The organism is Thermodesulfomicrobium thermophilum DSM 16697 (genome assembly GCF_059568695.1).
In genome coordinates, this window is the sequence record NZ_JCANTW010000013.1 from 233,003 (window position 1) to 252,855 (window position 19,853).

The 19,853-nt window shown below is 64.1% G+C and carries 16 protein-coding genes; 13 read left to right on the forward strand and 3 right to left on the reverse strand.

The features are described 5' to 3' along the window. Window position 1 precedes the first annotated feature (1 nt). The 13 genes from gap to BR00_RS06950 all read left to right on the forward strand — a co-directional run bounded on the left by gap (window position 2) and on the right by BR00_RS06950 (window position 16,793). A complete protein-coding gene (gene gap, locus BR00_RS06890; protein WP_496476851.1) occupies window positions 2-1,000 on the forward strand; it encodes a type I glyceraldehyde-3-phosphate dehydrogenase in 999 nt (332 codons plus the stop codon). A 60-nt stretch (window positions 1,001-1,060) separates the two neighbouring features. After that, window positions 1,061-4,510: a DNA polymerase III subunit alpha gene (gene dnaE, locus BR00_RS06895; RefSeq protein ID WP_496476852.1), complete on the forward strand. Its 3,450-nt coding sequence runs from the start codon at window positions 1,061-1,063 to the stop codon at window positions 4,508-4,510. After that, window positions 4,510-4,887: a 6-pyruvoyl trahydropterin synthase family protein gene (locus BR00_RS06900; protein WP_496476853.1), complete on the forward strand. Its 378-nt coding sequence runs from the start codon at window positions 4,510-4,512 to the stop codon at window positions 4,885-4,887. The genes dnaE and BR00_RS06900 overlap by 1 nt, the downstream gene beginning before the upstream one ends. A gap of 5 nt (window positions 4,888-4,892) precedes the next feature. Beyond that, the gene (locus BR00_RS06905) at window positions 4,893-6,458 is read left to right on the forward strand and encodes an ATP-binding SpoIIE family protein phosphatase (protein WP_496476854.1); all 1,566 of its coding nucleotides are present in this window, start codon (window positions 4,893-4,895) and stop codon (window positions 6,456-6,458) included. Beyond that, window positions 6,440-6,784 (forward strand): STAS domain-containing protein, encoded by a 345-nt coding sequence (locus BR00_RS06910; protein WP_496476855.1) that lies wholly within the window; start codon window positions 6,440-6,442, stop codon window positions 6,782-6,784. Before BR00_RS06905 ends, BR00_RS06910 begins: the two co-directional genes overlap by 19 nt. 3 nt (window positions 6,785-6,787) lie before the next feature. After that, window positions 6,788-7,900 carry a FapA family protein gene (locus BR00_RS06915; RefSeq protein WP_496476856.1) on the forward strand — a complete coding sequence of 371 codons (1,113 nt, stop codon included), beginning with the start codon at window positions 6,788-6,790 and terminating at the stop codon, window positions 7,898-7,900. Window positions 7,901-7,923: 23 nt separating this feature from the next. Next, window positions 7,924-8,679, forward strand: coding sequence for a motility protein A (locus tag BR00_RS06920; RefSeq protein WP_496476857.1), 756 nt, complete (start codon window positions 7,924-7,926; stop codon window positions 8,677-8,679). Continuing rightward, window positions 8,679-9,419 carry a flagellar motor protein MotB gene (locus BR00_RS06925; protein ID WP_496476858.1) on the forward strand — a complete coding sequence of 247 codons (741 nt, stop codon included), beginning with the start codon at window positions 8,679-8,681 and terminating at the stop codon, window positions 9,417-9,419. The genes BR00_RS06920 and BR00_RS06925 overlap by 1 nt, the downstream gene beginning before the upstream one ends. A 3-nt stretch (window positions 9,420-9,422) precedes the next feature. Then, window positions 9,423-11,060: a CgeB family protein gene (locus BR00_RS06930; RefSeq protein ID WP_496476859.1), complete on the forward strand. Its 1,638-nt coding sequence runs from the start codon at window positions 9,423-9,425 to the stop codon at window positions 11,058-11,060. Window positions 11,061-11,131: 71 nt separating this feature from the next. Beyond that, window positions 11,132-12,511: a glycosyltransferase family 9 protein gene (locus tag BR00_RS06935; RefSeq protein ID WP_496476860.1), complete on the forward strand. Its 1,380-nt coding sequence runs from the start codon at window positions 11,132-11,134 to the stop codon at window positions 12,509-12,511. 124 nt (window positions 12,512-12,635) lie between these two features. Continuing rightward, window positions 12,636-14,258, forward strand: a complete 1,623-nt coding sequence (locus BR00_RS06940; RefSeq protein ID WP_496476861.1) for a flagellar hook-length control protein FliK — start codon at window positions 12,636-12,638, stop codon at window positions 14,256-14,258. A 9-nt stretch (window positions 14,259-14,267) separates the two neighbouring features. Then, window positions 14,268-14,957: a flagellar hook assembly protein FlgD gene (locus BR00_RS06945; RefSeq protein WP_496476862.1), complete on the forward strand. Its 690-nt coding sequence runs from the start codon at window positions 14,268-14,270 to the stop codon at window positions 14,955-14,957. Between the two features lie 18 nt (window positions 14,958-14,975). Then, window positions 14,976-16,793, forward strand: coding sequence for a flagellar hook protein FlgE (locus BR00_RS06950; protein WP_496476863.1), 1,818 nt, complete (start codon window positions 14,976-14,978; stop codon window positions 16,791-16,793). A 74-nt stretch (window positions 16,794-16,867) separates the two neighbouring features. Here BR00_RS06950 and BR00_RS06955 read toward each other — a convergent pair whose 3' ends face one another. From BR00_RS06955 to hisD, 3 genes are read right to left on the reverse strand one after another with little or no spacing between them, the layout of a single operon-like run. Then, window positions 16,868-17,632, reverse strand: coding sequence for an enoyl-ACP reductase FabI (locus BR00_RS06955; RefSeq protein WP_496476864.1), 765 nt, complete (start codon window positions 17,630-17,632; stop codon window positions 16,868-16,870). 9 nt (window positions 17,633-17,641) lie between these two features. Next, on the reverse strand, window positions 17,642-18,547 hold the full coding sequence (locus BR00_RS06960; protein ID WP_496476865.1) for a phosphoribosylaminoimidazolesuccinocarboxamide synthase: 906 nt from the start codon (window positions 18,545-18,547) through the stop codon (window positions 17,642-17,644). Between the two features lie 2 nt (window positions 18,548-18,549). Continuing rightward, complete coding sequence (gene hisD, locus BR00_RS06965) at window positions 18,550-19,848, reverse strand: histidinol dehydrogenase (RefSeq protein ID WP_496476866.1); 1,299 nt, start codon at window positions 19,846-19,848, stop codon at window positions 18,550-18,552. Window positions 19,849-19,853: the final 5 nt, after the last annotated feature.

A 19,853-nucleotide genomic window follows, 5' to 3' on the forward strand; every position in this document is an offset into this window, starting at 1 on the left:
GATGGGCGTGCGAGTCGCTCTCAATGGATTTGGTCGTATCGGACGCTACATGGCCCGCGTCCTTGCTGGCCGGGAAGATTTGGAACTGGTGGCCGTCAATGCGCGGGGAGACAACGCCTCCTTGGCGCATCTGCTCAAGTATGATTCCGTGCACGGGATCTTTCCGGGCGAAGTGACGGCCACCGAGGATGGGTTCGCCATCAACGGCCGGCTGGTGCGGGTGACCCGCAATGCCCCGGATGCCTGGGACTGGGCCTCCGTGGGGGCGGATATCGTGGTGGAGAGTACGGGCAAGTTCACCGATCGCGAGAGCTGTGAGCGCCATCTGGCCTGCGGAGCCAAGAAGGTGATCGTGTCGGCGCCGGCCAAAAATCCGGACGTCACGGTGGTTGTGGGCGTCAATGACGAATCGCTCGCCGCCGAGCACCGCATCATCTCCAACGCCTCGTGCACCACCAATTGTCTGGCGCCGGTGGCCAAGGTTCTGCACGCCACCTTTGGCATCAAGCACGCCCTCATGACCACCATCCATTCCTACACCATGAGCCAGCGCATTCTGGACGGCACGCACAAGGATTTGCGCCGGGCTCGGGCTGGGGCCATGAACATCCTGCCCACCACCACGGGTGCGGCTCGGGCGGTGACCCTGGTGATTCCGGAGCTTGCGGGCAAGCTCGACGGCATGGCCGTGCGCGTCCCGACGCCCAATGTCTCGTTGGTGGACCTGGTGGCCGAAGTGGAACGGCCCACCACCGCAGCCGAGGTCAATGCGGCCCTCAAGGCCGCGGCCGCCGGCCCGGAAGGCGGTCCCATGGGCTATACGGAACTGCCTTTGGTCTCGGTGGACTATGTGGGCAGCCCTTACGGCGGGGTGGTGGACGGCCTATGCACCGCAGTCATGGACGGCACCATGGTGAAGGTCATCGTCTGGTACGACAACGAAGCGGGTTTCACCCACCAATTGGTACGGCTCACCGCCAAGGTGGCCGCGTTGCTCTGATCCGCGACAAATCCAGGGCGGCTCCCGGTGTGCCTGGGGCCGCCCGTGGTATTTTTTGGTATGAATACATTTGCCCATCTCCATTGCCACACGGAATACAGCCTGCTGGACGGCGCCATCCGCTTGCGCGACCTCTGCGCCCGGGCGGTGGATTATGGCATGGAGGCCGCCGCCGTGACGGATCACGGCAATCTTTTTGCGGCATTGCCGTTTTACTTGGAAGCCAAGAAGCACGGTATCCGACCGATTATCGGCTGTGAAGTGTATGTGACCGGAAACATGCACGATCGCAGTGATAAAAACCGTTTTCACCTGGTGCTGTTGGCGCAAAATCTCGTGGGGTACCACAATCTGGTCAGGTTGGTCTCCGCAGGGTTCTTGGAGGGGTTTTACTACAAGCCGCGTGTGGACAAGGAGTGTCTCAAGCGCCATGCTGAGGGGCTCATTGCCTTGTCCGCCTGCATCAAGGGCGAGATTCCGTGGACCCTCACCCAGGTGGGCATGGACGCTGGTCTCGAGGTGGCGCGGCAGTACGCGGCCATTTTTCCGGGGCGCTTGTATCTGGAGCTCCAAGAAAACGGACTTCCGGAGCAGGAGGAGGCCAATGCCCGGCTCTTGGAAGCTGCCCAGATCCTTGGGCTGCCGCTGGTGGCCACCAATGACTGCCATTACCTGGAGCGGGAAGATTTCGAGGCCCATGACGCTTTGCTGTGCATCGGCACGGGCAAGACCGTGGACACCCCCGGCCGGCTGCGCTTTTCGTCCAACACGTTTTACTTTCGTCCACCGGAGGAGATGGAAGCGGCCTTTGCCCACGTGCCCGAGGCCTTGGAAAACGCCGCCCGTATTGCGGACCTCTGCCAGGTGGAGTTCGATCTCGGTCGGCATCACTTTCCGGCCTACGCTGTGCCGGACGGCTGTTCCATGGAGGACGAGTTCCAGCGCCTGGCCCGCGAAGGTCTGGAAGTACGGCTGCGTCAGCTCCCGTATGCGGTGGATCCCCAGGAATATCGAGACCGCTTGGAGCATGAGCTGGCGGTCATCACGGAAAAAGGCTTCGCCCCGTATTTCCTCATTGTGCAGGACTTCATCAACTGGGCCAAAAGCCAGGGTATTCCGGTGGGTCCGGGCCGTGGTTCCGCGGCCGGGTCCCTGGTGGCCTACGCCCTGCGCATCACCGACCTCGATCCCATTCGGTACCGGCTCTATTTCGAGCGTTTTCTCAATGCCGAGCGGGCGTCCCTGCCGGATATCGACGTGGATTTCTGCTACAATCGCCGCGACGAGGTCATTCGGTATGTGACGGAAAAATACGGCGCGGATCGGGTGGCGCAGATCGTGGCCTTTGGCACCATGAAGGCCAAAGGCGTGGTGCGGGATGTGGCCCGGGTGCTCGGGATTCCGCTCAAGGACGCCGACCGGGTGGCGAAACTCATCCCCGATGACCTCAAGATGACCTTGGACAAGGCCCTGGAGCAGGAGCCGGAGCTTCGGGCCTTGGTGGAAAACGACCCGGTCTTTGCCAAGCTCTTCCATATTTCCCGCCGCCTGGAGGGCCTTGCCCGACACCCGTCCCAGCATGCGGCGGGCATCGTCATCTCCCGCGAACCCATGGTGGAGTATCTCCCCCTGCATGTGGGCAAGAACGGCGAAGTGGTCACCCAGTTCGACATGAAGAAAGTGGAGATGGTGGGGCTCATCAAGTTCGATTTCTTGGGCCTCAAGACCCTGACCGTGATCCACGATGCGCTGCGCCTCATCGCCCACGGGGGCGGGACTCCACCGGATTTGGAGACCTTGCCTCTGGACGATGCGGCGACGTACGAGCTTTTGTGTCGGGGGGAGACCGACGGTGTGTTCCAGCTGGAATCCGAAGGCATGCGCCGGGTGCTCCGCAGCCTCAAGCCTTCGTGCTTCGAGGACATCATCGCTTTGCTCGCCCTCTATCGTCCGGGACCGCTGGAAAGCGGCATGGTGGACGACTTCATCGACCGCAAGCACGGCCGCAAGCCCATCGAATACGCCTATCCTGAGCTTGCGCCCCGCCTGCACCCCATCCTGGAAGACACCTACGGGGTGATCCTCTACCAGGAACAGGTCATGAAGATCGCCTCGGAACTGGCCAACTACTCCATGGGCGAGGGCGACATCCTGCGCCGGGCCATGGGCAAGAAGAACCCCGAAGAAATGGCCAAGCAGCGCTCGCGGTTCCTCTCCGGCGCTCGAGAAAACGGCATCAGCGAAGAGGCCGCAGGCTGGATCTTCGACCTCATGGAAAAGTTCGCCGGTTACGGCTTCAACAAGGCCCATAGCGCCGCCTACGCCCTCATTTCCTACCAGACGGCGTATCTCAAAGCACATTTTCCGGCCGAGTTCATGGCCGCCACCATTACCTCCGAGGTCTCCAACTCTGATAAGGTCTTGGCGCATGTGAACGCCTGCCGCGACATGGGGCTCACCATCCTGCCGCCGGACGTGAATCAGAGCCGCTATGAGTTCACGGTGGAAGACGGAGCCGTGCGCTATGGGCTCTCGGGCATCAAAGGGGTGGGCGAGGCCGCGGTGCAGGGTATGGTGGCGGAACGGGACGCCCACGGCCCATTTGCCAGCCTGCTGGATTTTTGCTGCCGGGTGGATTTGCGGAAGGCCAACAAAAAAGTGCTCGAAGCCCTCATCAAGGCCGGGGCCATGGACACCTTTGGCTGCCATCGGGGGCTGCTGCTCGCAGCGGTGGAGCCGGTCATGGCCATGGCCCAGCGGCAGGCCAAGCGCAAGCGCTCCGGCCAGCTCTCCTTTGCGGCCATGGCGGATGCCTCCACGTGCCGCCTGACCGGCATTGGCGCGGATGTCCCCATAGAAGGCGAGGTCCGCATCCTTGATGATACGGAAAAGCTGCGTATGGAAAAGGAGGCCTTGGGGTTCTACCTCATGGGGCACCCCCTGGAGCCGTACCGGGAGGAACTGCGGCGCATGGACCTGACACCCCTTGCCGCGTGCGCGGAACTTGGGGAAGGTACGGCGGTGCGCGTAGCCGTGCTGGTCACGGGACTCAAGGCCATCACCACCAAGCGGGGGGATCGCATGGCTTTTGCCGAGGTGGAAGACCTTTCCGGCTCCGGCGAGATGGTGCTTTTCAGCGACGTCTTTGCCGCGTGTCGGGAGGTGCTTGCCGCAGAGGAGCCCGTGCTGGTGGAGGCCGAGGTGGGGCGCATGGAGACGGATGACAATGGCCAGGTGGTGCGTGTCAAACTCGTAACTCGGGACATGCGGCCTTTGCGCGCGGCCGTGGCCGAGAGTGCGCAGCCGGTGCGGGTGGAGGTCCCTTTGGCGGACGTCGTGGACTGGGATGGGCTCGCCCAGGTCTTTTCCCGCCACACGGGCCCTGCGCCGGTGGTGTTGGAGGTGGTGGCTCCGGAATTCGTCTGCCAGCTGCAATGCGGGCCGGGGGTCACCGTGGCTGCGGGGCCGCAATTTTGGCGCGACATCGAGTGCTGGCGAGGAGGGCAGTGATGGGGGTATGGCGGCTGCGGGTGCGCGGTGGGTTTGCCGCGGCGCACCAGATTCTGCATTACGGCGGGCCGTGTGAGGCCCTGCATGGTCACAACTTTGCCGTGGAGGTGGAGGTGGAGGGCTGTGTGCTGGATTCCAAGACAGGTATGCTCATGGACTTCAAGGAGCTCAAAGGGCATCTGGCCGCGGTGACAGGGCAGTTGGATCATACCCATGTCAACGCGCTGCCGGAGTTTGCCGGCGTGAGTCCTTCCTCCGAGCGTCTGGCGGAGTATATCTTTCGCCGCCTCGCCGTGCGCCTGAAAGACTCCGGGGTGCGCCTGGTGCGGGTGAGTGTGGCGGAAAACACCGGCTCTGAGGCCGAGTACCGGGAGTAAACGTCATGGCACAGGCGTCGGCCGGGTTGCACGAACCCGTGCGGGTCATGGTGGTGGACCAGGATCCGGTGCTGCGCCGTTTGGTGCGCCACGCCTTGGACGCGCGTTTTGTCCTCTCGGAGGCCCAGGACGGGTTTGACGCCTTGGATGCCTACCTGGAAGAGCGCTTCGATATCGTGGTGATCGGCGAGCGGCTGGGCTCTTGTGATGCCCGGCAGGTGGTGGAATACATCCGGGGGCAGGCCAACGACAGCCGTACGTTCATCGTGGTGTTGTTCTGGGATCTCTCACCGGCGGGGGAGTTCGCCTTGCTCCACGCCGGGGCCAATGATTGTCTGCGTCTTCCCTTTTACCGCGAGGTCTTTCGCGCCCGCATGGAGGTGGGCTTGCGCCACATCCGCATGACGCAGCAACTGGAGCAGGCCTACATGCGCATCGAAGCGCAGATGCGCACTGTGGCGGATTTGCAGAAAAAGCTCGTGCCGTCCTTGGCGCAGGAAGTGCCGGGGTTTCGGGTGCGGCACCTCTACCAGCCTTCTGGTTTGGCCAGTGGAGACTATTACGATTGTTTGTCTCTGCCTTCGGGCGGCGTGCGGGTGGTGGTGGCGGACGTGTCCGGTCACGGGGCCCGGGCGGCCTTTATCATGGCCATGGTGCGTACGGTGGTGCGCGCAGGCACGGCCCGTGGAGCGAGCATCGAGTATCTCCTTGCCACCACCAACACCCAGCTTTTGGAAACCGTGGGGGATGAATCGGATTTTGTGACCATCTTTCTGGCGGACGTGGACCCGGCACTGGGGCGGCTGCGTTTTGCCAGCGCCGGGCATTGTCCGGGGCTTTTACGTGTGGGCACGCAGGTGGAACCCCTGGCGGCGTCCACTCCCATGCTGGGGTTTTTCCCCTTGGAATTTCGCGTTGAGGAGCGGGCATTTCCGCCGGGATCGGGCCTTTTGCTCTACACCGACGGCCTGTATGAGTGGGAGATGGCCTCCGGCGAGCAGCTGGGGGTGGACCGGTTTGTGGCGTTGGCCGCCGAGGCGATCTGTGAGCCCACCGTGTATCTGGACGCCTTGATGCACCGGCTGGAAGAAGCGGGCGAGATGCCGCCGGTGTTCACCGATGACGTAACCGCCCTTTGGGTGGAGACGGACCCGACCTGGCGCAGTGTGGTCTTCCGCGTCGAGGCGGCGCCGGCCCAGGTGCGTCAGGTAGTCCGTCAGGCGGTGGAATGGGCTGCGGAGATGCCGCCGGAGATGCGGGACGCCGTGGAGCTCGCCGTGGTGGAGGCGTGCGCCAACGTGGTCCGCTATGCCTACGGCGAGGGAGGTGGCGTCCTCGAGTTGCGGGTGGCGGTGGCCCCTGGGAGCTTGGTGCGCTTTCAGGTGGTGGACTACGGCCGCCCCTTTGACCCGCCGGAGCGATGGGGACTGCCGGAAGAAACTTCCTCTTCAGGGCGTGGGCTTTTTCTGATCCACACTCTCATGGACCGTGTACACTACGGTCGCATGGAGGGTGCCAATGTACTGACACTGGAGAAACGATGGGAGGGCGCATGCCAGAATTGCATGTAGAGACCAAAGGCACCGAGGTGTGGGTGCGCTATGACGGAGAAATCACTTTTGACGTGGTGGAGGACCTCAAGGTCCGCATGGAGACGGTGTTTGCCGCCCCCAACTGGAAGACGCTCATTTTCGATCTGGAGGGAGTGGACTTTCTCGATAGTTCTGGCATCGGCTTTTTCGTCATCCTCAACAACCGCTGCTCCCAATCCGGGCAGAAGCTCATCCTCTTTCGTCTGCGGCCGCAGCTGCGCAAGACCTTGGCGCTTGTGAACATGCTGCACTTTTTTTGCATAGCCGACGACCAGGACGATGTGGATGCCAACCTCGTGGACTAGCCCATGCCCTATTTTCTCAAACACCATTTCGATCCCGATTTCGACTATCTGAACTTGAAGCCCCGCCAGCGTGAGGACGGCTCGGTGGATCATCAGAATATGGGGTACGTGCAGAACGTCATCGAGGGCCAGGTGCTGGCGGAGATGGTGCCCATCTCCGAAGAAGCGGCGCGCGCCTTGCCGCCGCAGGCGGTGTTTGCCGAACCCCGTTTCCCCATGGGTCGCAACTGTGCGGTACACCCCCAAAATCCCCTGCAGCTTTTGGCCTCGGCCAATGGCTACGTCTTTTATGACGGCGGCCTCATCCATGTGAAGCGGGTGCTCAACGTGCGCCAGGACGTGGGCGTGCGCACGGGCAACGTTCATTTTGTGGGGGATGTCATCGTCCATGGATCGGTGCGTTCCGGTTTTGAGCTCGTGGGCCGGGACGTGCGGGTGCAGGAGGGAGTGGAGGCGGCCACCGTGCAGGCCGGCGGCAACCTGCAGGTGGATGGCGGGGTGCGCGGCGCCGGGGTGCTTCGGGCCGGCAAAAACATTCGCGTGGGATTTTGTGAGAACGCGACCCTCTGGGCCGGGGACTCCATCCTGGTGGACAAGGTCTGCATGCATGCCCAGGTGTTTTGTCAGCGCAAGCTGGCGGTGCGCGACCGGTTGGTGGGCGGCCGCATCTGCTGCCAGGCGGTGGTGTTTGTGGGCGGGCAACTGGGCGGCGGGCTGGGCACCCCCACGGAGTTGGTACTTGGCTTCGATGCCGAACTCATGGGCGAGGTGGAGCGCTTGGAGCGGGAACTTGCCCGCTTGGGGCCGATGAGCAAAGAGTTGCAGCGGGAAATGGCAAAAAATTCCACCTATGCCGCGGAGTACGCCCCGCGCCTGGCCACTGTGGAGCGCAAGATGCGCGCGTTGCAGAACAAGGTGGTAGGCATGCGCGAGCGGCTCCACGAGCGCTTTTTTGCCCGCGCTGTGGTGGTGGCGCCCGGCGAGGTGCGGCCTGGGATCACCATCTCCATTGGCACCGCCCGGCTGCAGGTGAATGATTTTTTGCGCAACGTGCGCTTCGAGTTGGCTGACGACGAGATTGTCGTGCGCAGTCCTGCCCTCGGCAAGAAAGAGTAAACAAGAGCACCATAAGGTGACCTATGGATATCGGAACCCTTATAGGCATTGTTGCAGCTTTTGGTCTGATTTTGGGCTCCATCTTCATGGGGGGGAGCATTGGGGCCTACGTAGACATCCCGTCGGTGCTCATCGTCTTCGGTGGCACTGTGGCCGTGACCTTCATCATGTACCCCATGGGCGCGGTATTGGGTATGGTGAAGGTCATGCTCAAGGCCTTTTTTGCCAAGGATCCGAATCCCAAAGATCTCATCAAGAAGATCGTGGAACTGGCGGAACTTGCCCGGCGGGAAAGCCTGGTGGCCCTGGAGAAGGCCAGCGTGGATGATCCTTTTCTCAAGAAAGGAGTGCTCCTCGTGGCGGACGGTACCCAGGAGAGTCTCGTGCGTTCGGTACTGGAGACGGAGATCAATTTCATGCGCCAGCGCCACGGCTCGGGGCAGGCCATTCTCAAGAGCATGGGCTCCATGGCCCCGGCCTTTGGGATGATCGGCACTCTTATCGGTCTGGTGGCCATGCTGCAGACATTGGATGACCCTTCGGCCATTGGTCCGGCCATGGCCGTGGCCTTGCTCACTACCCTCTACGGCGCGGTGCTCGCCAACGTCCTTTTCATCCCCATCGCCACCAAGCTGGGCGAGCGTTCCGCGGCCGAGGCTTTCTACATGGAGATCGCCGTAGAAGGCATCTTGTCGGTGCTGCGCGGGGAAAACCCGAGAATCATTCAGGATAAACTGGAGGCATTTCTGGCCCCGGCCTTGCGCGAAGGGAGTAAGTGATGTCCGAGGAAGCCCCCAAGAAATGTCCGGAGTGCGTGTGCCCCGACGGCTTGCCCGAATGGCTGGCCACCTTTGGGGACCTCATGTCCTTGCTGTTGACGTTTTTCATCCTGCTCCTTTCCTTTGCCAACATGGACCTCCAAAAGTTCAAGGATATGATGGGCTCCATTCGGGATGCCTTTGGTGTGCAGACGGATCGTCCTATGGATACGTATGTGGCCTATTCTCCCTCGAGATACGAGCGCGAGGAGGTGAAGCTCGACAGCGAGTCGCGCAAGATCATGCAGCTTTCGCTGCAGATCTCCGCCATGTTTCAGGAGGATCAGGAGCTCGCCAAGCAGGCCCAGGTGACCCCTGACGACAAAGGTGTCTTGGTGCGGGTGGGAAGCGGCGCCCTGTTCGCCCCAGGATCGGCGAAGCTCAAGCCGGAAGCTTCCCGCGTGCTTGAAGAGGTCATCACCATCCTCGTCAACTTCAATTTCGATGTGGTGGTGCGCGGGCATACCGACGACTCCGAGCCCCTGGGGGGCTTTGGCTCCTACTGGGAACTGTCCGCGGCCCGGGCTGCGGCGGCTCTCAACTACATCATCACCCGTGGCCATATCGCGCCTTCGCGCCTCAAGGCAGTGGGGTATGCCGATACCCGGCCTTTAATGCCCAATACCTCGGAGGCCAATCGCGCCACCAACCGGCGGGTGGAATTCTATTTCCACCGCGCTGCAGAAAAGGGGGCCTGGTAGCCCATGCAGGTCTGGCCCGTGCGCGGAAAAGACGGCGCGCTCGTGGACGCTGTGGTGGAGGTGGCGGGCAAGCGCTGGCGCATGAATGGCCGCCGGGGGCCTGCCTTGGAGGAAGATCTGTTGGCCGCGGCGCGGCCCCAGAAGGGCGAGGCCGTGGTCTTCTTGGGCGCGGGACTGGGGGCGGGCGTTGCCGCTGCCTTGCGCATGGGACTGCCGGTGGCGGTGGTGGATAAGGAAGCTGGGCTTGCCGAAGCCTTGGGTATCCGCCTTCCGCACGAGGTCTTGTGGTGCCGGCATGCGGACCTCGAGGCCGTGCTTGCGGCCTTGACGCGCTGGCAGATGGATTTGGGAGGCCTGCCCCTGGTGCCCATCGTGCATCCGCTCTACGCTCGCCTCGATCCTGTTTTTTACCGCACCTTGGCCGAGCAGTTGGCCGCAAGCCGCAACACACGCTTTTGGCAGCGCGCCCGGGCCCCGCGCCTTGAGGAGGGCAGGCCACGCATCCTTTTGGTGGCGAGCGCCTATTTTCTCCACGGCGAGCTTGTGGCCGCCTGCGCCCGCCTGGGGTACGCGGTGCGGGTGGTGGATCTCCCCAGCCAAGAGGTGGGAAGGCAGGAGTTCGTAGAGGCTATTTTGCAGGCCGTGGTGGAGTTTCGGCCCCATTTCGCCCTCACCGTCAATCACTTGGGCGTGGACCGGGAAGGGGTGCTCACGGATCTCTTGGCCCGGCTGGAGCTCCCTCTGGCTTCGTGGTTCGTGGACGATCCGCATCTCATCATTGGCCTTTACCGCAGTGCGATCTCTCCGTGGGTGGCCCTTTTTACCTGGGATGCGGACACGGTGGAGGGCCTGCGCGCCATGGGCTTTGCGCATGTGCGCTACCTGCCGCTGGGAACAGATCCCACCCGTTTTGTGCCCCAGGGGGCTCCCCGCCTGGACGTGGCCTTTGTGGGCAACTCCATGGCGCACAAGACACGCACTCGTCAGGGGATCCTTCCTCGGGAGCTTACATCCTGCATTTCTCAGGTGGCGGAAGGTTTTGTCCAAAGCCCCATCCGTACGGTGCGGGCCTATGTGGCGGCCCACCATCCAGACATCCTGACCCAAATGGAAGCGCTTTCCACGGAGAGTCAGCTCGCCCTGGAGACCGCCATCACCTGGCATGCCACCCGCGACTGGCGCCATGCATGTGTGCGCAAGCTCCTGCCCTTTCATCCCCACATCGTGGGGGACTCGGGATGGCGGCGCCTCCTTCCGGCGCGCGGCTGGCACTATCATCCCGAGGTAAGCTACTACAGCGAGCTCCCTGGATTGTATCCGCAGGTGCGGGTGAACTTCAATTGCACCAGTTTGCAGATGAAAGGGGCAGTGAACCAGCGAGTCTTCGACGTGCCGGCCTGTGGAGCCTTTCTCCTCACCGACTACCGTCGCCAGATGGAAGATCTCTTTGCCTTGGGCCGGGAGGTGGTCTGCTACAGCGACCCAGAAGAGATTGATGACTTGGTGCGCTACTATCTTTCCCACGACATCCCGCGTCAGGCCGTCATCCAGGCTGCCCGCAAGCGGGTGCTTCTGGAACACACCTACGACGCGCGGCTTGCCACGTTGGTTGCCGCCATGCGGCAGTGGTATGGCGGCTAGGTGCTGCAGGAGTCTTCCCGGCAGTGCGTATGCTGCCTGCGGGCCTGTGGTGTCGGTCGCACTCGAACCTTATGGCTGATCCCATCGTTGTCCTTCAGATGCAGCGTCTGGGGGACGTGGTCCTCTCCTTCCCCCTGCTTTTGTGGCTGATGCGCACTTTCCCCGGTCATCCGCTGTGGCTGCGCGCGGAGCCGCAATTTGCCGCCTTGGCGCGGGGGCTCATGCCTTCCGGGGTGCGGCTCCTGGGCCCTGCAGACGATGCGGAACTGCGCGCCACCCCGGCGCACCTCGTGCTCCACCTGGGGCATGCCGAATCCGGGGCGGCCTTGGCCGGCGCCATCGTTGCCCGGCGGGTGCTGGGGCTTGTGCGCCGCGACGGGGTGCTGCGCATTCACGGATTTTGGCACCGCTACCGGGCAAGCCTGGTGCACGCCAACCGGCATAATCGCTTCCACTGGGCCGATCTCTACGCCCTGGACGCCGTGCCCATGGAGCGCATGGCGGCCACCCGCTGGGATGCGCCGCGCCGCCCTCCTTCGGACAAAATCGGCCTGTTTCTCGGGGCGAGCACTGCGGCCAAGCGACCGGATGCCGTCTTTTGGGCCGGGGTCTGCGGCCACTTGCGTCGTTTCGGCTTTACTCCGGTGCTATTGGGCGGCCCGGCGGAAAAACCCCTGGCCGAGGCGGTGCGTGGGCTGGTGCGTCGGCCGGTGCTCGATCTCTGCGGCGCCTTCAGCCTGGAGCGCCTGGCCTACTTCGGGCAGGAGCTGGCGCTGCTCATCACTCCGGATACCGGCCCCATGCACGTGGCGGCCTGGACCGGGCTGCGGGTCCTCAATGTGAGCTTGGGGCCGGTATGGCCGTGGGATACCGGGCCGTATCAGCCGGGGCATCTGGTGTTGCAGGCCGCCTGCTCGTGTCGCGGGTGCTGGGCGTGCACGCGGAAGGCCGAGCCCTGCCGCGCCCCCATGACCCCGCGTCAGGTGGCCATGGTGGCTGCGGCTGCGGTGCAGGACGCGCCGTGGCCATGCGTGCGGGGGCTGCGGCTTGCCCAAACGGGCCGGGACGCGCAGGGGCTGTACCTCCTGGAGCCCCAATGCGGCGCCGAGCCCTGCGCCCGGGAGCTCGTGTCCCGCTATTGGCGCGCCCTGTGGCTTGCCTGGGGCGCTGGGGGCGATGCGGCCTCCTGCCGCGCCATCCGCCAGCAGTTGTGGAGCGCCTTTCCTGCCCTTGCCCGGGCCCTTGCCCGCGAGAGCCTGCGCCTGGTGCGCTGGCTCTCCACCACTTCGCCGCCCACCCCGCTTCCGTGGAGCTCCTTTGCTCCCGCCCTCCGTCCTCTGGCAAGTTTCCTTGCTGTGAACCTCGAAAACGAAGATTTTTCGCCAACAAGCCTGCGCCATGCGGCCGAACTGGTGGAGCGCCACCTCGCATTCTTTGCTCCGGAAGCTTGAGCCCGTGCATGGGGCGTTGGGGACTGCTGTGACCTGCGGTGAGGGGTCCTTCCTGGATGTCTGAGCCCACGCATGGGGCGTTTGGAACGGCTTTTGATTGGTGTCCTCAGCAAAGGAGGGTCCCATGCAATTTTTTCCCATCTCTTTGCAGCACGGCGGCGTGTTTTCCGTGCTGGCGGGCAAAGGTGCATCCGCCAAGGCCGGATCCTTGTTTTCCCAGCTCTTGGGGCGCAGCAAGAGCGCGTCTGCTGCGAGCCTGTGGGAACACATTCTGGCGGTGCGCGAGAAAGGCGGCATTAACGACGACCTGTGGCAGCGCCTGACGGACTGGAAAAAGAGCGGCGAGGACGGCCGTTTGGGCGCGTGGCTGGCGCAGGTGTGCCCGGAGCTTTTACCTGCGGGCTGGATACCGCCTCAAGGAGATGCGGACGAGGCCGCGACGCACGACGCCGGTGACGCCGTCGTATCCGCGAAGCAAGGGGCGCAGTCTCTGTGGACGGCCCATGGGAAGGGGAGAAAATCCCTGGGCGCAACATCTGCGACGCACGAAGATATCCACGGGCCCTTGGCGCAGAAGGGAAAGGCAGCTCGAGAGGATGCGGGGGAGGCCTTGGCGAAGGAGTCTTCCCACATCGCTTCCTTGAAGGAAGCCGCGACGTCTTCCGGAAAAATCCAGGGCTCTGGGAAGGCCGAAAAGCACGAGGCCTTGGGGCGGGGCCGCCTCTTTGCTTCCGCCGCCGAATCACAGCGCAGCGACAGGCATCCGGGGGCTGTGCGCCCCTCGGTTGCGACGGTGGATGCCGCCTCCAAGGGCGCTGCTTCGGCGGCGTCGCTCCCCCAAAAAGACGGGCCAGGGCAAAGCCCGCCAGGGGACGTGGGCCATAAGGCGTCCCCCTCTGGCCCTACGCTTGCGTCTGCGGAGAGTCTGTGGCGGGCGACGTCCAAGAAGGTCGGGCAATCTCTCGAAGCCCATGGCCTCACGGGGGCGTCCGACACCCGGCCTCAGGGCACACCAGAGGGGGAAGATCGCATCCGCTCAGGGCAGGGGGGACGCCACGCGGAGTCGGTCTGGATGGAGGACTCCCAGGAGCTGAGCCCCCGCGCGGTGCCTTTGCGCGGCAGCGGTTTCGGGGCAAAGGAGGGCAGGCCCGAGCACCAGTCGCCTGACGAACGTCGGGGGCAAAGGCTGCTGGCTGCGCAGGGCGGGCAGACCACAGGCGCCGAAGGGGCTGGCGCCGCGGTCTTCTCCCCCGCAGGGCCGGTGGCGTCCCGCGCCGAGGCCCTGGCGCCTTCCATCGTGGAGCAGACGGCGCAATCCATGGTGCGGCAACTCTCTCCGGGCATCAAGCAACTCACCATCCAGATCGAACCCCAGGATCTGGGGCCCATCCACGTGGCCCTGCAGGTGCGTGGCGGCGAGGTCCACGCCGTGCTGCGGCCGGCGCACCCGGAAACCAGCCAGGTCCTGAACGCCCATCTGCCCACCCTGCGCCAGGAGCTGGAGCGGCAGGGGTTTCAGGTGGCGCGCCTGGACGTGCAGACCGGTCTTGCGGACTTGGGCTCCCAGACTGCCTGGGATGGGACCAGCCAGCACCAGCGCCCGCAGGGGGACGGCGCGGGCACTGGATTTTTGTGGCGGCGTTCCGCAGCTCCGGAGGAATCGTTGGCGCGCAATCTGCAAGAAGGCAGGACGCCCGGCCTGCACACGGCACTTCGTGCCGACGGGGCTGTGGATCTCTTTGCGTGAGGCATCCGTATGATCGAATCCATCCTTCAATCCCAAGGGGCCTTTGCCGGCAGCGAGGCCAACAGTTCCAAGGCCCTGGACAAAGACGCCTTCTTGCGCCTGCTGGTCACCCAGCTCCAGCATCAGGACCCCTTGAACCCCATGGATGACAAGCAGTTCATCGCCCAATTGGCGCAGTTTTCCAGCCTCGAGCAGATGAACAACATTGCCGCGGGCATCACCAAGCTCACGGAGCAGGCGGCAAGCCAGGACATGCTCTCCGCCGCGGCCTTCATGGGCAAAGAGGTGGTGGCCGCAGGAAGCGGCCTGTCCAAGGAAGACGGCGCGGTCTCCAGTGTGGATTTCACCCTGCAGGGCACCGCCACCGAGGTACGGGTCTTTGTGTATGACAGCACCAACAACCTGGTGCGCACGGAAAAACTTTCCGGCCGTGCCGCCGGTACCTATTCCTATGCTTGGGACGGCAAAGACGACCAAGGCGGCAGCCTGCCCGATGGCCGCTACACCGTGACCTTTGCCGCCACCGATGCCGAGGGCACACCGGTGCTCGTGTCCACGGCCGTCTCCGGCCGGGTCACGGCGGTGGAGCGCACCGATGACGGCGTCACCCGGCTGCGTCTGGCCGATGGCCGTACCGTGGCCCTCGGGGACGTGCGTACCGTGACGGAAACGAGCACCGCTGCCACAGCGCAGGAGTAAGAAGAAGAGGAGGGACCTATGGGCCTGTCAGCTTCCATGTATGCGGGAACCAGTGGACTGCGTGTCCACGGTGAGGACATGTCGGTCATCGGCAACAATATCTCCAATATCTCCACCATCGGGTTCAAGGCCTCGCGCTCGTACTTCGAGGACACCTTGAGCCAGACCATCTCCGTGGCCAACGGCGTGGGGCAGGTGGGCCGTGGCGTGGCCATGGGCGCGGTCATGGGGGATTTCTCCCAGGGCTCTTTGGAAACCACCAACGAAGCCACGGATTTGGCCATTGGCGGGAACGGCTTCTTCGTGGTGGTCCCGCCTGGGGAAGAGACCAACTATTACACCCGGGCCGGCTCCTTCCGCTTCGACAAAGACGGCTATCTCGTGGACCCCCATGGCTACCGGTTGCAGGGCTGGGCCATCCAGTCCGACGACACGAGCGAGGTGGTGTCCACCACCGAGACGTCCGCCCCCAGCGCCACGGTGAAGATCGTGGGCGTGCCCACGGATATCAAGCTGGAGAACTTCCAGTCGCCCCCCCAGGCCACCAGTCGGGTGGACCTCATCTTGAACCTCGATTCCCGGGCCGTAGACCGCTCCGTGGAGGATGGGGACCCGCCTGCCACCACCCCGTTTGATGGCACGCCGTTTACGGCCATGTTCGACGCCTATGATGCCAACTCCGTGGATGGCGTCCCTTTGGGAGACGCTCGCTACGCCTACCAGACTACGATCAAAGTCTACGATGAAAATGGCGGGGCGCATAACCTCACCGTGTATATGGACCCCATCAATGATCCCGATGTAACAGACAATGCCGGGGGCAAACGTTATTGGGAATACATCGTGGCCGTGCCGCCCGCTGAAGACAATCGGGAATTTTGGGCGGTGCAGACCGATACTTCCAAGCGGGGCATCCTCATGGCCGGCACGCTCACCTTCAACGCCACCGGTGAGTTGGAAGGCATGAGCGCCTTTACCATCAATAACCCCTACAACGGAACGGGCGGTACGGAGCCGACCCCTGGTCCCCCGCCTACCGCTGGCGTGTTTGCTACCGATGCCAGCGCCATCACCAACTGGACGCCAGCCAATTTTTCCAAAAACGGCTTTCCGGTGTGCACCGCCAACTTCTTGGGCAAGGCCAATGGCAGCATCACGGCTACGGACGATGATCCGGGGACGTCCAACATTCCGCCCAAGGATCTTACTTTGACGGACAACTCTCCAGCCAACATCGAGATCAACTTCGGGCTGCGCAACAAGGCCACCAACTGGTCCGGAGGCTTGGCTAATTTGGATGAGCTCAGGCGGTTGATGCAGACCGGCAACAGCGGCGGCGCGGTGACGACATCGGCCGAGATGCAGGCGGCCCTTGCCACCATCAACAATTTCGCCTCCGTGGAGGCCAATGCCCTGCGCACCACGAGCTACAGCTCGGCGTCCACCACGGTGTACCAGTCCCAGAACGGCTATGCCGCGGGCTTTCTCCAGAGCATCTCCGTGGACCGGGACGGCGTGCTCACCGGTCGCTACTCCAATGGGCAGGTGCAGCAGCTCTACGCCCTGACCCTGGCCACCTTCAACAACAACTACGGCCTGTACCGGGAGGGCGGCAATCTCTTTTCCGAGACCCGCGCTTCGGGCCCGGCCATCACCGGCCTGGCCAATACCGGCGGCAAGGGGAGTATTGCCTCCAATGCCCTGGAGCAATCCAACGTGGATCTTGCCACGGAATTCGTGAAGATGATCACCACAGAAAAGGGCTTCCAGGCCAATTCCAAGACCATCACCACCACGGAAAACCTCATGAACACCCTCATCCAGCTCAAGCGCTAAGGCTTGGATAGCGGACACGCAAAAACCCCGGGGCATCCCCGGGGTTTTTGGTTTGAGTGGTTCGGATGGCGGGGCTAGATGCCCATGATGTGGTAGCCACTATCCACGTAGATGACCTCGCCGGTGACGGCGCTGGCCAGATCCGAGGCGAGGAAGAGCGCCACCTTGCCTACTTCCTCCTGGGTGATGTTGCGCCTCAGCGGCGCCCGCTCCTCGATGGTCTGCAGGATGCTGCGAAAGCCCGAGATACCCGAGGCCGCCAGGGTCTTGAGGGGCCCGGCGCTGATGGCATTGACCCGGATGCCCTTTTCCCCCAAGTCCATGGCCAGGTAGCGGACGCTGGCCTCCAGGGCCGCCTTGGCCACGCCCATGACGTTGTAATTGGTGATGACCTTTTCCGCGCCGTAGTAGGTCATGGTCATGATGGAGGCCCCAGGGGAGAGCAGCGGCTCGAAGGCCTGGGCCAGGGCCACCAGGGAGTAGGCGGAGACGTCCAGGGCCAGGTGGAAGCCGTCGCGGCTGGTGTCGATGTAGCGGCCTTTGAGGTCGTCGCGGTTGGCAAAGGCGATGGAATGCACCAGGATGTCCACGCTCCCCCAGGAGGCACGTACTGCCTCCACTGCCGCGCCGATGGCGGCGTCGTCCGTGACGTCACACGGGAAGAGCAGTTCCCCGCCCAGCTCCGCGCAGATGGGCTCCACCCGTTTCTTGAGGGCTTCGCCCGCGTAACTCAGGCCGATGGTGGCGCCGCCCTCCTTGAGGGCCTTGGCGATGGCGTAGGCGATGCTCTTGTCGTTGGCCACGCCGAAGATCAGGGCTTTTTTTCCGTCGACGAGCATGTCGGTCTCCTATGGGTTGGGGATGGCAAGGGGGCTACCGGTGAGGATGCGGTAGGCGTCCAGGTAGCGGCGTTGGGTCTGGAGGATGATCTCCTCGGGCACTTTCGGCGCTGGCGGTCGTTTGTCCCAGCCGGAGGACGACAGCCAGTCGCGCAGATATTGCTTGTCGAAGCTCGGCGGCACCAATCCCGGTGTATACCCTTCCTTGGGCCAGAAGCGCGAGCTGTCCGGGGTGAGCACCTCGTCGATGAGCATGAGATCCCGGTCATGGAGGCCGAACTCGAATTTGGTGTCCGCAATGAGGATGCCGCGCTCCTCTGCATAGGCCCGGGCCCGTTCGTACATGGCAAGTGAGATCTCTTGTACCCGGCGCACCAGGCCTTCGCCCACCCGGGCCTTGGCCGAGGCCACGGTGATGTTTTCGTCATGCTCGCCCAGGTCGGCCTTGGTGGAGGGCGTAAACAGCGGCGGGGTGAGTTTGGCCGCCTCGGGCAGCCCTTCGGGGAGCTTGTGCCCGCACACGCTGCCGGTGGCCAGATAGTCCTTGTAGCCGGAGCCGGTGAGGTAGCCGCGCACGATGCACTCGATGGGCAGGGGCTTGGCGCGGCGCACCACCACCGCCCGGCCCTCCAGGTCATCGGCGAAGGCCGCCAGGGCCGGCGGAAAATCCGCCACTTCCGTGGCCACCAAATGGTTGGGCACCAGGTCGTGGAACATCCGCATCCAAAAGACGGTGATCTGGTTGAGGACTACGCCTTTGTAGGGCACGGGCTCGCCAAGCACCACGTCAAAGGCGGACATGCGGTCCGTGGTGACGATGAGCAGGTGCTCGGCATCCAGGGCGTAGATGTCCCGAACTTTGCCGCGGGAGAGGAGCTCGAGTCCCGGAAACCGGGTCTGGGTGACGACGCGCATGGTTACTCCTTGAAGCGGGATTCGATGCTGCGGGCATGGGCCTCGAGGCCTTCCAGCCGCGCCAGCCGGGCGATGGTGGCTCCATGCCGGGCTACGTACGCAGGATCGGTGGCCACGAGGCTCGTGGTCTTGCAAAAGGTCGCTACCGAGAGGGCCTGGGCGAAGCGGGCGGTGCCCAGGGTGGGGAGCACGTGGTTGGGGCCGGCAAAGTAGTCGCCCACGGGCTCCGGGGTGGTGTGGCCGAGGAACACCGCCCCGGCGTGGCGCACCAGCGGCACCAAGGCCCATGGGTCGGCCACGGCCAGTTCCACGTGTTCCGGGGCCAGGGCATTGATGTACTCCATGCCCGTGGCCAAATCCGGCACCAGGACGATGGCTCCCCAATCGGCGAGCGCCTTGCGGGCGAGCTCGGCCCGAGGCAGGTCGTCCAATTGGCGCTCCAGTTCCGCGGCCGTGGCTCGGGCCAGGGACGTATCCGGGGTGAAAAGCAGGGCCGAGGCCATGGGGTCGTGCTCCGCTTGGGAGAGCATGTCCGCGGCCAGGTAGTGCGCCGTGGCCGAAGCGTCCGCCAGGATGGCGATTTCGCTGGGCCCGGCGATCATATCGATTCCGACGATCCCAGCTACCAGGCGTTTGGCCGTCGTGACGTAGATGTTGCCTGGCCCGGCGATGACGTCCACCGCGGAAATACTCTCCGTGCCCAACGCCAGGGCCGCGATGGCCCAGGCCGAGCCCATACGGTAGATTTCCGTGATGCCCAGCATCCGTGCGGTGGCAAGGAGATATGGATTCACGGTGCCGTCCGGCCGCGGCGGCGTGGCCACGGCGATGGATGTCACTCCGGCCACCTGGGCCGGGATGGCGGTCATGAGCAGGCTGGAGATGAGCGGGGTGTTTCCGCCCGTGCCGCCCGGGACGTAGAGCCCAGCGCGGCCCACGGGCAGCACCAACTGGCCGAGGATGGCGCCGGGCGCGTGGGTGAACCAGGAGTTCTGCCGCTGGCGCTCGTGAAAGGCGCGGATGTGGGCTGCAGCTTCGGCGATGGCCGCGGCGTCGGCCTCGGGAATTGATGCCGAGGCGATGTCCGCCTCGGGCACGCGGATGGTCTGGGCCGCGGCATGAGGCCAGTCGAAGCGGGCCGTGTACCGGGCCACCGCGGCGTCGCCTTCGGCCTGTACCGTGGCGAGGACCTCGCGCACCTGGGCCTCCAGCGCCGCCATGTCCGCCCCCGGCGCCCCGCGGCCGGCAAGCCAGGCTCGCAGCTCGGACAGGGAAGGATGGGAAAGCACGCGAATGGACATGGGGT

Bases quoted from the DNA above. Each gene is read 5' to 3' on its own strand.
- BR00_RS06950 (WP_496476863.1), top strand. From the start codon at position 14,976: ATGGGCCTGTCAGCTTCCATGTATGCGGGAACCAGTGGACTGCGTGTC.
- BR00_RS06925 (WP_496476858.1), top strand. From the start codon at position 8,679: ATGTCCGAGGAAGCCCCCAAGAAATGTCCGGAGTGCGTGTGCCCCGAC.
- BR00_RS06920 (WP_496476857.1), top strand. From the start codon at position 7,924: ATGGATATCGGAACCCTTATAGGCATTGTTGCAGCTTTTGGTCTGATT.
- BR00_RS06910 (WP_496476855.1), top strand. From the start codon at position 6,440: ATGCCAGAATTGCATGTAGAGACCAAAGGCACCGAGGTGTGGGTGCGC.
- gap (WP_496476851.1), top strand. From the start codon at position 2: ATGGGCGTGCGAGTCGCTCTCAATGGATTTGGTCGTATCGGACGCTAC.
- BR00_RS06940 (WP_496476861.1), top strand. From the start codon at position 12,636: ATGCAATTTTTTCCCATCTCTTTGCAGCACGGCGGCGTGTTTTCCGTG.
- BR00_RS06935 (WP_496476860.1), top strand. From the start codon at position 11,132: ATGGCTGATCCCATCGTTGTCCTTCAGATGCAGCGTCTGGGGGACGTG.
- BR00_RS06915 (WP_496476856.1), top strand. From the start codon at position 6,788: ATGCCCTATTTTCTCAAACACCATTTCGATCCCGATTTCGACTATCTG.
- BR00_RS06900 (WP_496476853.1), top strand. From the start codon at position 4,510: ATGGGGGTATGGCGGCTGCGGGTGCGCGGTGGGTTTGCCGCGGCGCAC.
- BR00_RS06930 (WP_496476859.1), top strand. From the start codon at position 9,423: ATGCAGGTCTGGCCCGTGCGCGGAAAAGACGGCGCGCTCGTGGACGCT.
- dnaE (WP_496476852.1), top strand. From the start codon at position 1,061: ATGAATACATTTGCCCATCTCCATTGCCACACGGAATACAGCCTGCTG.
- BR00_RS06960 (WP_496476865.1), bottom strand. From the start codon at position 18,547: ATGCGCGTCGTCACCCAGACCCGGTTTCCGGGACTCGAGCTCCTCTCC.
- BR00_RS06905 (WP_496476854.1), top strand. From the start codon at position 4,893: ATGGCACAGGCGTCGGCCGGGTTGCACGAACCCGTGCGGGTCATGGTG.
- BR00_RS06945 (WP_496476862.1), top strand. From the start codon at position 14,268: ATGATCGAATCCATCCTTCAATCCCAAGGGGCCTTTGCCGGCAGCGAG.
- BR00_RS06955 (WP_496476864.1), bottom strand. From the start codon at position 17,632: ATGCTCGTCGACGGAAAAAAAGCCCTGATCTTCGGCGTGGCCAACGAC.
- hisD (WP_496476866.1), bottom strand. From the start codon at position 19,848: ATGTCCATTCGCGTGCTTTCCCATCCTTCCCTGTCCGAGCTGCGAGCC.